This is a genomic window from Pseudomonas sp. A39 (assembly GCF_058145955.1).
Genome location: NZ_JBYVMD010000024.1, coordinates 12,167 through 27,534, shown reverse-complemented (window position 1 = coordinate 27,534; position 15,368 = coordinate 12,167). Strand labels below are relative to the sequence as shown.

Below are 15,368 nucleotides of genomic sequence, written 5' to 3'. Positions count from 1 at the left end.
AGGCCGCTGTGGCATTTGTACAACTCGCCGAGGGCGAACTGCATTACCAATTGGATGGGCCCGTGGATGCGCCAGTGCTGGTGCTGTCCAACTCGTTGGGCACCGACCTGCATATGTGGGACATCCAGATCCCGGCCTTCATCAAGCATTTTCGCGTGTTGCGTTTTGACACCCGTGGCCATGGCAAATCCCTGGTCACGGCGGGGCCCTACAGCATCGAGCAACTGGGGCACGATGTGCTCGCGCTGCTGGATGCGCTGGCTATTCAACGCGCGCATTTCTGCGGCCTTTCCATGGGCGGCCTGATCGGCCAATGGCTGGGCATCAACGCCGGCGAGCGTCTGCAGCGCCTGGTGGTGTGCAACACCGCCGCCAAGATCGGTACGCCGGAGGTGTGGAACCCGCGCATCGAAACGGTGTTGCGTGATGGCGCGGCGGCGATGGTCGCGCTGCGCGATGCATCGATTGCACGCTGGTTCACCGCCGATTTCGCGGCGGCCAACCCGCACCAGGCCAAGCAGATTACCGACATGCTCGCGGCGACGTCGCCCGAAGGTTATGCCGCCAATTGCGCAGCGGTGCGCGATGCGGATTACCGTGATCAATTGGCCCGGATCAAAGTACCGACCCTGGTGGTCGCCGGCACCGAAGATGCGGTCACCCCGCCTGCAGGCAGCCACTTTATCCAGAACCATGTACAGGGCGCCGAATACGCCGAGTTTTATGCGGCACACCTGTCGAATGTGCAGGTCGGCGCGGCGTTCAGTGACCGTGTGCTGGCATTTTTGCTGGCGCACTAAACCTGTGGCGAGGGCGCTCACCACCAGTAATCGATTTGAATACGGAGAGTTTTTTTTGGACGAAAAACAACGTTATGCCGAAGGCCTGCAGGTGCGCCGCGAAGTGCTGGGCGACGCCCATGTCGACCGCAGCCTCAACGCCCTGACCGAGTTCAACAGCGAGTTCCAGGAAATGATTACCCGCCACGCCTGGGGTGATATCTGGACCCGCCCCGGCCTGCCGCGGCACACCCGCAGCCTGATCACCATCGCCATGCTGATCGGCATGAACCGCAGCGAAGAACTCAAGCTGCACCTGCGCGCCGCCGCGAGCAACGGCGTGACCCGCGCCGAGATCAAGGAAGTGTTGATGCAAAGCGCGATCTACTGCGGGATTCCGGCGGCGAATGCCACGTTCCACCTGGCGGAGTCGGTGTGGGATGAGCTGGGCGTCGAGTCGCGCCAACCAGACTGAATTGAAGTGCAGTCAACCTGTGGGAGAGGGCTCCAGACGTCAGTGAGAATCGGCGTCCCACACCCAATTCCACACACCCGGCAGATGCACGGGCTCGCTGACATCCTTTACCGTCCTCGCCAGCGCCGCGCGCTGAAGCTGCGCAGTGTTGGTATAGAACGGTTCAACGGCGGTCTTCATGCCGTTGATCCGCGCGCTGTCCAGCAGGATCTGCAAATATTCCTGCATATGCCTGGCGGTGTAGCGGTTGATGTCGTGGAAGGTCACCACCACGGGTATCACCCCGTCCACCGTGGGCAACTCCCCCAGGGCGATGCGCTCGCGCACCACCGAGAGTTGCCGGTACAAGTTGGCCCGGCGGCGGGGGCTGCCGTTGAAGCCCCAGATCTTGCCGTCATTGGCGCTCAAGTCCGTCAGCAACACCTGCATGCCATGACGCTGGTAAGCGGCGAAGGTACGGCGGTCGTAATTCCAGAACGGCGGTCGGACCAGTACGGGCGGTGAGCCCGTGATCGCGGCAATGTCGGCGGCGCCCTGGGTGAGGGTGCGTTCCAGCTCAGCGTTGCTCAGCCAGCGGTGGTTGGTATGAAACGCGGTGGCGGTGTGGAAAGCCAGGATGTGGCCGGCCGCATACTCGCGCTGCATGGTCTTGTGGCCCCGTGAACTGCCGCCGGAGCGTGAGGCTTCGGTCTGCAAAAAGAACACCGCCTTGATCCCCGGCAGCACGGGGTTTTGCGCCAGGTCAGCCACAACTGAGCGGCTCGGGTTGTTATAGCCCGAGGCGCTGGGACCGTCGTCGAAGGTCAGCAGGAAACGGATCGGCGCCTGGTTTTGCAGGCGTTGTGCGGTCTGCGGGGTAAGCGCGATGGGCGCGCTTATGCAACCGCTGAGCAGAATCGACAGAATGACAATCAGGTATTTCATGGCGGCCTGGGTAAAAAGGTGGTCATCCGTGTCGCTAAGTTCCCTGTGCCGGGTAAAGGGCGCGTGCACGATACAGCATGATTGCGCCTGTCATCATCGGTAAATCCCGCCGTTGGTCTTAAGGCGGGGCGGGCCGCTGCGTGAGCCCGCTTTCAGGTGTCAGTAGCGTTGTCGCAATGGCGTGCCCATTTCGTGGTTAAGCGAGTTCTCAGTAAACGGCGCGGGGTTGGTCGAGGTGGGAGGCGTGGAGGGGTCGTTATCGAAGTCGAACGGCGGCGCATTGGTTGCCAGGCCCACGGCTTGCTGTTCCGAGTTGGGTGGGCCGGGAAGCTCAGGATGCGCTGCGGTCGGATCGCTCAGGCCTGGCAGGAATGTGCCATTGGCGCCGTTCCAGGCGTGCGCCATCTCATGGTAAAGGAGCAACAGCGGCAAGAGCAGGTCGCCGCCCTCGTAGATATGAGCTGGGTTGTAGGAAATCGTGGCTCTATTCGCGCGCGCGCCGGCTACCCCGTCCTTGATGAAACCGTACATTGGGGCATTTGGCTCACAGGTAAGCTGATGAGCGTCTTTCAATGTTTGCAGATCAGTGTTCCAGTAATCGTAATAATCGTTGCTCTCTGCGAATGGCACAATGTATACGGGGGCACCATTTTGCACCGCGGCCTTGTCCAAAGCCTCGAGCATTTTTTGCCCTTGGGGCGATGCGCGAAGCAGCGCCAGGTCGTCTTCGACTCGCTGAATGAAATCGGGTGCCCCGTCGATGACGAAGGCGAGTTGTCCCGCGTCGGAAGGCTTCACGTAGGTGACAGTTGAACCTTGGGTGCCGATCAGACGATCCGTCTCTTGTGCATAGATACGTGCCTGAGTGGTGTTGGTCACGACTGTGTCGCTTCCCTCACCGGTGTAGAAGGTGGTGTGGGTGTAGCCAACCAACGTGTCGTCACCCTGGCCGCCATTGAGTACCGAATACCCGTCGCCCGCGTAGAGCTTGTCGTCGCCCGTACCGCCATCGAGGTGGCTGTGTTTACTGTTCGGTCCGTGGCTTGCGTACAGGCGATCGTTGCCATTGTTGCCGTACATGACCGCGTGGCCGGTGCCTCCAATTATCGTGTCGTCGCCCTCATTGCCTTCTGCATAGCCTATGCCGCTGCCAAGGCGGATATGGTCATTGCCGCGCCCGCCATAGATGCTGGTGTTGCCGCCACCTGCCTGGATAACGTCATCGCCGTCTTCGGCTTCGATCTCCACGGGCACGGTGACAGTGGGGTCAATGGTAATACGGTCGTCACCCGCCCCGGTTTTGATGTGGAGAAAGGTCGGAACGTTTGAATGGCCGTCACCGGTATTGAAGGTGTAGTCGCGACCGTTCACTTGCGCGTACAGCTGGCCGTCAGGGCGTTGGCTGATATGGATCTGGTCCGATTTTTCGCCGGTTTCGAGGTACAAAATGTTAGCCAGCGTTTCTGGCCGTTCAGGGTTCTTGAGACCCTGGGTCAACAGCTGGCCGGCGCGGAGGTTGCCGTCATCCACCAGCATTTTTCTTTGGGTTTGAGTACGGGGTGCGTCGGGGGGGTCATAGGGGTGATTGCTGGCAGAAGGGTGGGGGGATGGTGGCATAGAGTGGTTTTGAGGTGGGTTTATTGCGCTCACGGACGGTCACCTTTCTGTCAGATTATGTGATCTTTGTCGCCAGCATTTACCGCGCAGGCGCACCTATCCTTCTGTCGAGCGAGCACAGGTAAATGTTCCTATTCCAATTGAGGCCAGTTGCTACAAAAGCAGCCGCGATCAATCAGGGCGTGATTGTACGTGGGCAGCCCAGTCCGCCGGCGCGGGCGCTGCGGTCTTCCTTGCCGCAGAAAAAACCGAGGTTGGCGTCCAGGGTCCAGTCGCCGATGGGCTGACAAACGCCATCGGGTTCATCCTGCGTATTGTTTGCGCAGCGGCCTACCCATTTCTTTATTCAACGCGTTTTCGGTGAAGGCCTTGGGGTTGCTCGCGGTCGGTGGGGTGGCCGGGTCATTGTCGAAATCAAACGGTTGCGCGGTAGTGGGCAGCCCCACCGCTTGGCGTTCACTGTTGTGGATGTCGTGGGGCCGCCCTTCAACGTCTTCCGGCGTGGTGCCTGTGAAGGTTGTGCCATTGCCGGCGTTATAGGCGTGGACCATTTCGTGGTAGAGCCCGACGATGGGCAACTGAGTCACGCCCGCCAATACGTTCAGGTGTGACCGGTTGTAGTGAATCTGAGCGCGGTCCGCACGAGACCCCGGCACACCGTTGATCATGAATCCCCATTTTGGATCCTCGTCGGACACGGGCGCGCGTTCGTCCTGCAGCAACGCCTTGAGTTCCTGGCTGCCATAGACGTAGCTGGACTCCGTGTCGCTCGGGTCTTCCACGATTGTCACTGGGGCGCCATTGCGCAGCGCAACGGCCTCCATCTCGGCGAGCATCTGCTGGCCTTGGGGGGAGGTGCGAAGTAACGCCAAGTCGTCTTCGACGCGTTGGATGAAGTCGGCAGACCCGTTGATCACAACACCCAGTATCGGGCCGTCATGGGCAGATACAGCGGTCAACACCGATCCATTGAGGTGCTTGATCGTGTCGCTGGGTGTGGCGTAGATCGAATCGCCTGGGCGATTGGCGATGACGGTATCGGCGCCGATGCCGGTGTAGAAGGTCGTCTGGTCGTGGCCGATCAACCGATCATTTCCGGTGCCACCCTGCAAGACGGTATGGCCGTTGCCGGCGTAGAGCTGGTCGTTGCCATTGCCACCGTCCATATAGCTCTTTTTGTGGCGGGGGCCCGCACCGGCATAGAGGCGGTCATTGCCATTATTGCCATAGACCACATTATCGCCGGGGCCGCCCATGATGATGTCGTCACCGTCGTTGCCTTCGGCGTATCCCATGCCGCTGCCCAGGCGCACGACATCGTTACCGTTGCCGCCGAACACGCGGGTATAGCCGCCACCGGCCCTGACCCAGTCATCGCCGTCACCGGTTTCAATCGTGATGGGCTGCATGACGTTGGCGTCAATGCTCACGTTGTCATTGCCGCCGTGGGTTTTCAGGTGGAACTTCAACGCTTGGCCTTCTTTATCGTGGCTGGCGAAGTGGTACAACTGGTCGTTGACCCGAATATTCAACTGACCGTAGTGAGTGTGGCTGATGTGGACCTGGTCCGCCTGATCGCCGGTTTCAAGCACCAGGCGTTGGTTGAGGGGGGAGGGATAACCGTGTTCCCATAACGATTGCCCACTGGCTTTCACATTGCCGTCATTCAGAAACACATGTTGATGGGCCTGGATCGGCGGGACCGTGTGGAATTTTAGATGGGGTGGTTTGGCGAGCCCGTAGTGACGGTCGTCAAAGGTCGCTACGGGGGCTTGCGATACGCGCACGTTGCCGTGCGCAAGGGGCGAGGGAGAGCGGGTAAGGCCGTTCGAAACGTCCATGGGTGATCCTACGTTGAGAGACCGGTGTTATTCATGCCCATGGACAGTGGCCGCCCGCGCCAAAACGTTCCCTCCAAGCTGTCAGTCGGCTTTACAACAGACTGATCGGGTAACTGACGATCAACCGGTTCTCATCGAACTCGTTGTTGCTGTAGTCGCGACGCATGCTGGAATTGCGCCAGCGCACGGTCAGGTTTTTCAGGCTGCCGCTTTGCACGGTATAGCCCAGTTCGCTTTCGCGGCCCCATTCCTTACCGTCAGTGATTGAACCTGTGTGCACGTTGCTGCCGCTGATATAGCGGTTCATCAGGGTCAGGCCAGGCACGCCGAGGGCGACGAAGTTGTAGTCGTGGCGCACTTGCCAGGATTTCTCCTGGGCGTTGTCGTAGCTGGCGTTGTAGCTGTCGTTGGCCAGGGTGCCGCCGCTGGTGCCGTTGACGCGCATCCAGGCACTGCTGCCGGTGAGTTTTTGCAGGCCGACGTAGAAGGTGTTGCCGCCGTATTTGGCCGAGAACAGGCCGGACCAGGTCTTGTTGTCCAGGTCACCGGCGCGGGCGCTGCCGTCTTCCTTGCCGTAGAAAAAGCCGAGGTTGGCGCCCAGGGTCCAGTCGCCGATGGGCTGGCTGTGGATCAAGTTGACGAACTGTTGGCTGTAGATGTCCTTGAGTTGCGCGTTCCATAGGCCGATCTGGGTGCGCTTGTCGTTGAACGCGTATTCGCCGCCCTGGAAGTTGAAACGGTCGGAGGTGAAGGCGGTTTTACCGACCATCGACATGTCCGTCATGCTGCTGTCGTCACGCGGGCTGTTGGCGCGGAACTGGCCGCCGTAGAGGGTCAGGCCGTCTATTTCCTTGGACGTTATCTGGCCGCCGCGCAGGGTTTGCGGCAGGGAGCGGCCGTCGTCCGAACGCAGGATCGGCAGCACCGGCATCCATTCGCCAACCTTCACTTCGGTCTTGGAAATACGCGCCTTGAACGCTACGCCCAGACGCCCGAACTCATCGGCGGGGCGGCCGTCACGGTCCAGCGGCAACAGTTGGGTACCCCCGGTGCCGCGCCCGCCATCCAGCTTCAACGCGTACAGACCGAGCACATCCACACCGAAACCCACGGTGCCTTGGGTAAAGCCGGACTTGGCATCGAGGATAAAACTCTGCGTCCACTCCTGCGCGCCGCCCTGGGTTTTGGTGGGGTTGGTGAAGTTGCGGTTGAAGAAGAAGTTACGCAGGTTGAGGTTGGCGCTGGCGTCTTCGAGAAAGCCGTGTTCTTCGGCGACGACGGGCAGGGCAAGACTGGCGACAGCGGTGGCCAGCAGCAGCCGGCGCGGGTGGAAAGTACTCATGGCGTAAGAACCTGTTGTTATTGGGTTTATGCAGGTGGCGGCCATGGTGCGGGGCGGTGCGGGGGCGATGAAAGTGGGGCGGGGCGGGTTGTGGGCGATGATCGAACGAAAGTTGCCGGGCCGGACTCATGAGGTTCGGCCCGGTTTTCGGGGCTCAGTGCAGGGTGTTCAAACTGGTCCACGGGATGGCGGGCAGAAATTTCTGGCAGGCGAGGGTTGCGGCCACCATTGCCATCAAGAACACCACTTGCAGCGGGCTCCAATAAGCCCAGTGCAACCCTTTGATCCACGGAATCCTGGCATTGAAGTTTTCGTTGACCTTGCCGATTCGCCGCGAGTGGAACAGGCTGATCAGGATCATGCCCAGGTAGGTCAGCATGCCCATGACCCCGAGAATGTAGCCAAACACCAGTAGCATCACCAATTGGGGAATACCATGGCGTAGCACGAGTCTGAACTGGCGGACGCTGAGCCGCTTGGGCAACAGGCGTTCGCTGAGCCACAGGTCCTGGACGATCAGGCGTGAGGTGAAGTCGGCCCATAATTGGGCGCCGCGCAAGGCGCAGAGCGCGGGAATGACCGACAGCAGGATAAACAAAAAGAATTTGGCCGGCAGTGAGGTGTCGAGGACTTGATGAAAGGCCAGGCCGTTGGCCAGGGCTAATCCGGCCCAGACTCTGATCCAGCTATCAAGGGTCACCCCACGCGGCAGGAATTTTCGCCAGAAGAAAACGTGCGAATCCGGCAGTCGTTCCAGCAAGTCCGGGTAGCGCCAGGTCAGCACTTCAGACAGGTGTCGAGTGGCATTCCACGCATTCTCATCAAAGCCTGCGACCAAGCGGTATTGTTCCTTCACGCTCATCGGCGTAAGCAACAGGCGCGCCGCCAACGCATCGGCAGAGGTGCGGCGGGTGTCGTTTGCCGTGTCTTGCAGGTTGACGAAGAAACTTTCCTGCTCACAGCGCGACACCAATTCGCGCCACATCCAAGCCGGCTCCGGGTACACACCTTTCTGGTCGTCCCAGCTGAACGCCTGGCACACGCGTTCGAACAGCGGCACGCTCCACTGTGTGTCATGCAGCAGCTGCAGGAGGATGCGTTGCCACTGCTGCTGCAGGTCGAACACCCGCAGCCAGGGCTGGTTGTTGTACTGCGTCAGTTGGGTGATGAACTCGCGCTCGGCCTTTTGCTCCAGCAGTTCCTGCAAGGTGCGGCGGTAGTCCTGCAGCAGTTCGCCGCTCAGCGCGTCGTGCTGCCACGGCGTCATGGCGACCTGTTGCCAGGGCGTCAGCCATTCCAGGTGGTTTGCTGCCCAACGGGCGATGGCGCTGCGTTCGCCTGGCGCTTCGAAACAATGGCGCAACAGGCCGGCCTGGAACGCATCGGCACAATTTTGTTGCCGGGCCTGGGCCCAGCGTTCATCGAGGTTGTGCGCGTTAAGGCCTTCGAGCAACGCCAGGGCCGGGTCCGGTGCAGGCGTCTGGAAAGGCGCAGGGCTGACGGGGCTGATGTTCATCAGCTCGGCCAGGTCATTCAGGTTGCCGTAGGTTGCTTCGACCACGGGCGCCTGGACGCTGTCTTGCTCTTCTTCACAGTCAGCCCGCCAGCGTGCGTAGGCCAGCGCTTGTTCATAGGCTTCGCGCAGTCGCTGGAAGCCGGCCGCATCGTCATCCGGGCGGCAGTTTTTCAACAGCCGCGCATAGGTGCGCTTGATGGTGCGCTCGTCAGCGTCTTCCGGCAGTTGCAGTACGGTCCAACACTCCATGTCGTATTCCCTCAGCGCCAGAACCCGTTGTCGAGCTGCTCAAGTTGTCGGGTCAGTTCGCTGCGAGCTTCGCGGATGCGGCGTTCGTCCTGGGTGTCGAGCACTTGCTGGAACTGCGCGGCCCAGTGCCCGAGCTGCTCGCGCAGTTCGCCGAGATTTTCCTGGTAGAGGCGTTCGAGGCGCGCCGTCAGCACGGTGTTGACCTGCTGGTCGCGCGGGTGAACCTTCAACTGCGCCAGCGCTTGCAGGCGTTGCTGGATCTCGTCGGGGCTGAGCACGCCGGGGTTGTTCTCGATCACCAGCGAGTGTTGCTCGCCGGTCAGCGGGATATTCACCTGCGCTTCCAGCAGACCGTTGTTGTCGTAGGTGAAGCGCACGTCCAACGACACTTCACCGGCCTTGCGCTTGGGCACTGGGATGTCCAGTTGGCCCAGCTCGATGTTGTCTTTGACCAGGCGACTTTCGCCCTGGTAGATCTTCAGCAGGACGCGGGTCTGGTCGTCGTATAGGGTGACCACGCTTTTGACCCGGCTCACCGGCACGCTGCTGTTGCGTTCGATCAGCGGCAGGTAGTGGCCGCTTTCGATATGGCCACCGTACTGGTTTGAGGTTTCGATGCCGAGGGTATAGGGGCAGACGTCGGTCAGCACCACTTCTTCCAGTGCCGCGGAGCGCGCCTTGAGTGCCGCTTGGATCGCGGCGCCGTGGGCGACCACCTGGTCCGGGTCGAGGCTGATGGACGGGAAGCGGCCGAACAGGCCGGCGGCGAGCTTGCGCACCAACGGCATGCGCGTGGTGCCGCCCACCAGCAGGATTTCATCCAGGTCGCTGACACGAATCCGCGCATCCCGCAGGGCCCGCTCGATCGGCGCACGCAGGCGCTCCAGCAGCGGCGTGTAGAGCTTGGCCAGCTCCTGCTGGGTGATGGTTTTTACCCACTGCTGGCCGTCGACACGCAGGGCGAACTCGGCGCTGTCATCCTGGCCAAGGGCTTTGCGCACGCGTTCGGCTTCGCGGCGCAGGGCTTGCAGCACGCTGCTGGTGGGCGGGAAGCCTTGGGCATTGCGTTGGCTGTCGACGAAGTGTTCCAGCAACAGGGTGTCGAAGTCTTCGCCGCCGAGGAAGTTGTCACCGGCGCTGGCGCGCACTTCCATCACGCCGTCGAACAGCTCGATGATCGACACGTCGAAGGTGCCGCCGCCGAGGTCGAAGACCAGGAACGAGGTTTCTTTATCGCGCTGATGCAGGCCGTAGGCGAGGGCGGCAGCGGTGGGTTCGTTGATCAGTTTTTCAACGTTGAGCCCCGCCAGTTCACCGGCAATGCGTGTGGCTTTGCGTTGGCCGTCGCTGAAATAGGCGGGCACGCTGATCACGGCGTCGGTGACGGTGTGGCCGTAGGTGCGCTCGATGTCTTCCTTGAGGCTTTTGAGCACCAGCGCGGAGAGTTCTTCCGGGCGAAACGAGCGATCGCCCAGGCGCACTTCGGTGGCACTGCCCATGTAGCGCTTGAACAGCGAAGTGGTCAGGTGCGGGTGGGTGTGCAAGCGCTCTTTGGCTGCCTGGCCTACCAGGACACGGCCTTGATCATCCAGCCCGACCACGCTGGGGGTCAGCAACTGGCCAAGGGCATTGGGCACTAATTCGGCGGCATCACCGCGCCAGACGGCCGCGAGACTGTTGGTGGTCCCCAGGTCGATTCCTACGATCATTACGACAAGCTCCCTCTGTGGTCTGTAAGAATCTGTAACCAATTTTATCCTGAAAGGTTGGGCGAAAAGCAAGGCAACCTACGTTCGCGCCATGTAGTGAGCGGGCTTGCCCCGCGCTGGGCTGCGCAGCAGCCCTAAACCAGGCGCCTCAAATCAATCTGATTTACCTCTTTGGCCTTATTGGGGTTGCTGCGCAACCCAGCGCGGGGCAAGCCCGCTCACTACAAAAGCTGCTTGTTACCAATCAGGCATAAAAAAACCGCTTCCGGTGAGGGAAGCGGTTTTTTGTTTACGCCAGCATTAGAACAACTTCAGTGCCGGTGCTTCTTCTTTCAACGGCTCGTTCTTCGCGGTCTGCTCGTTCCAGCCACCGCCGAGGGCCTTGTACAGGTTGACCTCGCTGGTCAGCTGCGCCAGGCGGTCGGTGATCAGCGATTGCTGGGCACTGAACAGTTGGCGCTGGGCATCGAGGAACGTCAGGTTGCTGTCGACACCAATGCGGTAGCGACGCTCGGCCAGGCGGTAGTAATCCTGGTTGGCCGCGACGAAGCCACGCTGGGCCTCCAGCTGCTGCTTGTAGGTTTCACGCGAGGCGAGGCCGTCGGAGACTTCCTGGAAGCCGGTCTGGATCGCCTTCTCGTAGTTCGCCACGTTGATCTCTTTCTGGATCTTCGAGTAGTCCAGGCTGGCGCGCAGGCTGCCGGCGTTGAAGATCGGGATGTTGATCTGCGGGGCGAACGACCAGGTGCCCGAGCCGCCTTTGAACAAGCCGCCGAGGTCCGGGCTCAGGGTGCCGGCGTTGGCCGTCAAACTGATGCTCGGGAAGAACGCGGCACGGGCCGCGCCGATATTGGCGTTGGCGGCCTTGAGGTTGTACTCGGCCTGCAGGATGTCGGGACGACGTTGCAGCAAGTCCGACGGCAACCCGGCCGGTACTTCGCTGAGCAGGTCATCCGACAGCGGCTTGCTGGCGATATTCGCCGGCAGGCCGGTGCCCAGCAGCAGGGTCAGGCTGTTTTCGTCCTGGGCGACCTGGCGGGTATACCGGGCAAGCTGCACGCGGGCGTTTTCTACCGAGGTACGCGCCTGGCTCAGATCGAGGGCCGAGGCCACGCCGACTTCGTTGCTGCGCGAGGTGAGCTTGAAGCTCTGCTCGAACGCGCCCAGGGTGTCCTGGGTCAGCTTGAGCAGTTCCTTGTCGGCTTGCCAAGTCAGGTAGGCGTTGGCCACGCTGGCCACCAGGCTGATCTGGGTGCTGCGGCGTGCTTCTTCAGTGGCGAAGTACTTCTGCAGCGCTTCTTCACTCAGGCTGCGCACACGGCCGAACAGGTCCAGCTCATAGGAGCTGATCCCGAGGGTGGCCGAATACTGGCTGGTGATGTTCGCTTCGCCGGTCTGCGAGGCACGTGCCGGCACACGCTGGCGGCTGCCGCTGCCATTGGCCGACACGGCCGGGAACAGGTCGGCACGCTGGATGCGGTACTGCGCGGCATACGCGTCGATGTTCAGGGCCGCGACGCGCAGGTCACGGTTGTTCACCAGTGCGGTCTGGATCAGCTGTTGCAGGGCAGGGTCATGGAAAAACTGCTTCCAGCCCTGCTCGGCAGCGGCCTGGCTCGGCGCCTGGGCCGACGAATACGCCGGCCCCTGCGGGAACTGTGCCGCTACCGGCGCCTCAGGGCGCTGGTAGTCAGGTATCAGCGAGCAGCCACTGAGCACGAATGCCGTGACGGCTAGGGAAAGTAGCGACTTGCTCATTGGCCAGCCTCTTTAGGAGTTTGCTTGGTTTCTTTCGGTTTACGGTCGCCGATGGCGGACACGGTTGCGAAGAACAACGGTACCCAGAAGATCGCCAACACAGTGGCCGTGATCATACCGCCAATTACGCCAGTACCGATTGCGTGCTGGCTGCCTGAACCGGCGCCCGAGGAGATCGCCAGCGGCAGTACGCCGAGGATGAACGCCATCGACGTCATGATGATCGGCCGCAGACGCATGCGGGACGCCTCGATGGCCGCCTCGACGATGCCTTTGCCTTGTTCGTGGAGTTCTTTGGCGAATTCCACGATCAGGATGGCGTTCTTCGCCGCCAGGCCCACCGTCACCAATAGGCCCACCTGGAAGAACACGTCGTTGGACAACCCACGCATGCTGGTCGCGATCAACGCGCCCACGACACCCAGTGGCACGACCAGTACGACCGCAATCGGGATCGACCAGCTTTCGTACAGTGCTGCGAGGCACAGGAACACCACCAGCAGCGACAAGGCGTACAACGCAGGTGCCTGGGAGCCGGACAAACGTTCTTCGTACGACAGGCCGGTCCACGCATAACCAATGCCCGCAGGCAGTTGCTTGGCGATACGTTCGACTTCGGCCATGGCGTCACCGGTACTGTAGCCCGGTGCCGGAGTGCCGAGGATTTCCATCGCCGCTACCCCGTTGTAGCGCGAGAGTTTCGGCGAACCGAAGATCCACTTGCCCGACGCGATGGCCGACAACGGCACCATCTTCCCGGAGTCGCTGCGCACGTACCATTTGTTCAGGTCTTCAGGCGACATGCGGCTGGCGGCTTCACCTTGCACGTACACCTTCTTCACTCGACCACGGTCGATGAAGTCGTTGACGTAGCTGCCACCCAGGGCAATTGCCAGGGTCTGGTTGATGTTCGACAGCGTGATGCCTTGGGCGCTGGCCTTCTCGTCGTCGACGGTAAGCTCGTATTGCGGCTCATCGTTTACGCCGTTGGGGCGCACACCGGCCAGGATCTTGCTCTGGGCCGCCATGCCCAGGAACTGGTTACGGGCCGCCATCAACTTCTCATGGCCGACACCGCCCTGGTCTTGCAGGAACACGTCGAAACCGGTGGCGTTGCCCAGTTCCAGTACAGACGGTGGAACGATGGCAAATACCATGGCGTCCTGGAATGTCTGCATGAAGTAGCCCTGGGCGCGCTTGGCGATTTCAAATACCGAGGTGGACGCATCGCGTTCATCCCACGGCTTGAGCATCACGAAGGCCAGGCCCGAACTTTGGCCACGACCGGCGAAGTTGAAGCCGTTGACGGTAAACACCGATTTCACGCCTTTGCCTTCGCCCGGCTCGCCTTCCTTGTCATTGAGCAGGTAGCTACGCATGTCATCGATGACTTTCTGCGTACGTTCAGCCGAAGAGCCTACAGGCGTCTGCACCTGGGCAAAGATCACGCCCTGGTCTTCATCGGGCAGGAACGCGGCAGGAATGCGCATGAACAGCCAGATCATGCCGGCGAAGATCAGCGCGTACACCAGGAACGCCGGGATCTTGTGCTTGATCATGTTGCCCACGCCGCGCTCGTAGCTCAGTACGCCACGGTCGAAGGTGCGGTTGAACCAGCCGAAGAACCCACGCTTGGGTTGGCCGTGTTTTTCCGGGTCGATCGGCTTGAGCATGGTGGCGCACAAGGCCGGGGTGAAGATCAGCGCAACCAGTACCGACAACGCCATGGCCGAAACGATGGTGATGGAGAACTGTTTGTAGATCACACCGGTAGAGCCGCCGAAGAATGCCATGGGCAGCAGTACCGCCGACAGCACCAGGGCAATACCCACCAGGGCGCCCTGGATCTGGCCCATGGACTTGACCGTCGCCTCCTTGGGCGACAGGTGTTCCTCGGCCATGACCCGCTCGACGTTTTCCACCACGACGATGGCATCGTCCACCAGCAAGCCGATGGCCAGGATCATGCCGAACATGGTCAAGGTGTTGATGGTGAAGCCGAACGCCGCCAGGATCCCGAAGGTACCCAGCAATACCACCGGTACGGTCATGGTGGTGATGATGGTGGCGCGGAAGTTCTGCAGGAACAGGAACATCACCAGGAACACCAGCACGATCGCTTCGACCAGGGTGTGCACTACACCTGAGATCGATTCGGTCACAACAGGCGTGGTGTCATACGGCACCACCGCCTTCATGCCTGGCGGGAAGAACGGCTCCAGGGACGCCACGGTGGCACGGATGGCCTTGGCGGTGTCCAGGGCGTTGGCGCCGGAAGCCAGTTTGATCGCCATACCGGAAGCCGGGTTTCCGTTGAACTGCGCGCTGATGCTGTAGTTCTGGCCGCCCAGTTCGATACGGGCGATGTCATGCAGGCGAACCTGGGAACCGTCGGCATTGACCTTCATCAGGATGTTGCCGAATTGCTCGGCCGTCTGCAGACGGGTCTTGCCGATGATGGTTGCGTTCAGCTGGTTGCCGGGCAGGGCAGGCAGGCCGCCCAATTGACCGGTGGCGACCTGGACGTTCTGCGCGGAGATGGCGGTGCTGACGTCGACCGGGGTCAGCTGAAAGTTGTTCAGCTTGGCCGGATCCAGCCAGATACGCATGGCGTACTGCGAGCCGAAGACCTGGAAGTCACCCACACCCGCGGTCCGCGAGATCGGGTCCTGGATGTTGGACACGATGTAGTTGGACAGGTCGTCCTTGGTCATGCTGCCGTCTTCCGACACCAGACCAATCACCATCAGGAAGTTCTTCACCGACTTGGTGACGCGGATACCCTGCTGCTGCACTTCTTGCGGCAACAGCGGCGTCGCCAGGTTCAGCTTGTTCTGCACCTGAACCTGGGCGATGTCCGGGTTGGTACCCTGGTTGAACGTCGCGGTGATGGTCATGCTGCCGTCGGAGTTACTGTCCGAGGCGACATAACGCAGGTTGTCGATACCGTTGAGTTGTTGCTCGATCACCTGCACCACGGTGTCCTGCACGGTTTGTGCGGACGCGCCTGGGTAGGTCACCTGGATATCGATGGCGGTTGGCGCGATGGCCGGGTACTGGTTGATGGGCAACTTCAAGATCGACAGTGCCCCGACCAGCATGATCACCAGGGCAATTACCCAGGCGAAAATGGGACGGTCGATAAAAAATTTCGACAT

At 61.1% G+C, this 15,368-nt stretch carries 10 protein-coding genes; 2 read left to right on the top strand and 8 right to left on the bottom strand.

From position 1 onward, the window contains the following. The first annotated feature begins 8 nt into the window (after positions 1 to 8). Complete coding sequence (pcaD, locus tag AC3ZU9_RS18630) at positions 9 to 800, top strand: 3-oxoadipate enol-lactonase (RefSeq protein WP_102061767.1); 792 nt, start codon at positions 9 to 11, stop codon at positions 798 to 800. 55 nt (positions 801 to 855) lie between these two features. Further along, a complete protein-coding gene (gene pcaC, locus AC3ZU9_RS18625) occupies positions 856 to 1,254 on the top strand; it encodes a 4-carboxymuconolactone decarboxylase (protein ID WP_012722676.1) in 399 nt (132 codons plus the stop codon). 39 nt (positions 1,255 to 1,293) lie between these two features. Here pcaC and AC3ZU9_RS18620 read toward each other — a convergent pair whose 3' ends face one another. The 8 genes from AC3ZU9_RS18620 to AC3ZU9_RS18585 form a co-directional block, all read right to left on the bottom strand. Next, on the bottom strand, positions 1,294 to 2,178 hold the full coding sequence (locus tag AC3ZU9_RS18620; RefSeq protein WP_046034484.1) for a polysaccharide deacetylase family protein: 885 nt from the start codon (positions 2,176 to 2,178) through the stop codon (positions 1,294 to 1,296). A 159-nt stretch (positions 2,179 to 2,337) separates the two neighbouring features. After that, positions 2,338 to 3,714, bottom strand: a complete 1,377-nt coding sequence (locus AC3ZU9_RS18615; RefSeq protein WP_256581563.1) for a M91 family zinc metallopeptidase — start codon at positions 3,712 to 3,714, stop codon at positions 2,338 to 2,340. A 383-nt stretch (positions 3,715 to 4,097) separates the two neighbouring features. Next, entirely contained in the window at positions 4,098 to 5,636 is a 1,539-nt protein-coding gene (locus tag AC3ZU9_RS18610; protein WP_490091161.1) for a M91 family zinc metallopeptidase, read from the bottom strand. A gap of 91 nt (positions 5,637 to 5,727) precedes the next feature. Further along, positions 5,728 to 6,978 (bottom strand): OprD family porin, encoded by a 1,251-nt coding sequence (locus AC3ZU9_RS18605; RefSeq protein WP_490091160.1) that lies wholly within the window; start codon positions 6,976 to 6,978, stop codon positions 5,728 to 5,730. 154 nt (positions 6,979 to 7,132) lie between these two features. Further along, positions 7,133 to 8,743 (bottom strand): J domain-containing protein, encoded by a 1,611-nt coding sequence (locus AC3ZU9_RS18600; protein ID WP_490091159.1) that lies wholly within the window; start codon positions 8,741 to 8,743, stop codon positions 7,133 to 7,135. 11 nt (positions 8,744 to 8,754) lie between these two features. Beyond that, the gene (locus tag AC3ZU9_RS18595) at positions 8,755 to 10,452 is read right to left on the bottom strand and encodes a molecular chaperone HscC (RefSeq protein WP_064055010.1); all 1,698 of its coding nucleotides are present in this window, start codon (positions 10,450 to 10,452) and stop codon (positions 8,755 to 8,757) included. Between the two features lie 300 nt (positions 10,453 to 10,752). Next, positions 10,753 to 12,210 carry an AdeC/AdeK/OprM family multidrug efflux complex outer membrane factor gene (gene adeC / locus AC3ZU9_RS18590; protein ID WP_012722683.1) on the bottom strand — a complete coding sequence of 486 codons (1,458 nt, stop codon included), beginning with the start codon at positions 12,208 to 12,210 and terminating at the stop codon, positions 10,753 to 10,755. Beyond that, positions 12,207 to 15,368, bottom strand: a complete 3,162-nt coding sequence (locus tag AC3ZU9_RS18585; protein WP_012722684.1) for an efflux RND transporter permease subunit — start codon at positions 15,366 to 15,368, stop codon at positions 12,207 to 12,209. The genes adeC and AC3ZU9_RS18585 overlap by 4 nt, the downstream gene beginning before the upstream one ends.

Excerpts from the sequence above, each read along its gene's own strand:
- AC3ZU9_RS18610 (WP_490091161.1), bottom strand. The coding sequence starts at position 5,636 with ATGGACGTTTCGAACGGCCTTACCCGCTCTCCCTCGCCCCTTGCGCAC.
- AC3ZU9_RS18585 (WP_012722684.1), bottom strand. The coding sequence starts at position 15,368 with ATGTCGAAATTTTTTATCGACCGTCCCATTTTCGCCTGGGTAATTGCC.
- AC3ZU9_RS18595 (WP_064055010.1), bottom strand. The coding sequence starts at position 10,452 with ATGATCGTAGGAATCGACCTGGGGACCACCAACAGTCTCGCGGCCGTC.
- AC3ZU9_RS18620 (WP_046034484.1), bottom strand. The coding sequence starts at position 2,178 with ATGAAATACCTGATTGTCATTCTGTCGATTCTGCTCAGCGGTTGCATA.
- AC3ZU9_RS18615 (WP_256581563.1), bottom strand. The coding sequence starts at position 3,714 with ATGCTGGTGGATGACGGCAACCTCCGCGCCGGCCAGCTGTTGACCCAG.
- adeC (WP_012722683.1), bottom strand. The coding sequence starts at position 12,210 with ATGAGCAAGTCGCTACTTTCCCTAGCCGTCACGGCATTCGTGCTCAGT.
- AC3ZU9_RS18600 (WP_490091159.1), bottom strand. The coding sequence starts at position 8,743 with ATGGAGTGTTGGACCGTACTGCAACTGCCGGAAGACGCTGACGAGCGC.
- AC3ZU9_RS18605 (WP_490091160.1), bottom strand. The coding sequence starts at position 6,978 with ATGAGTACTTTCCACCCGCGCCGGCTGCTGCTGGCCACCGCTGTCGCC.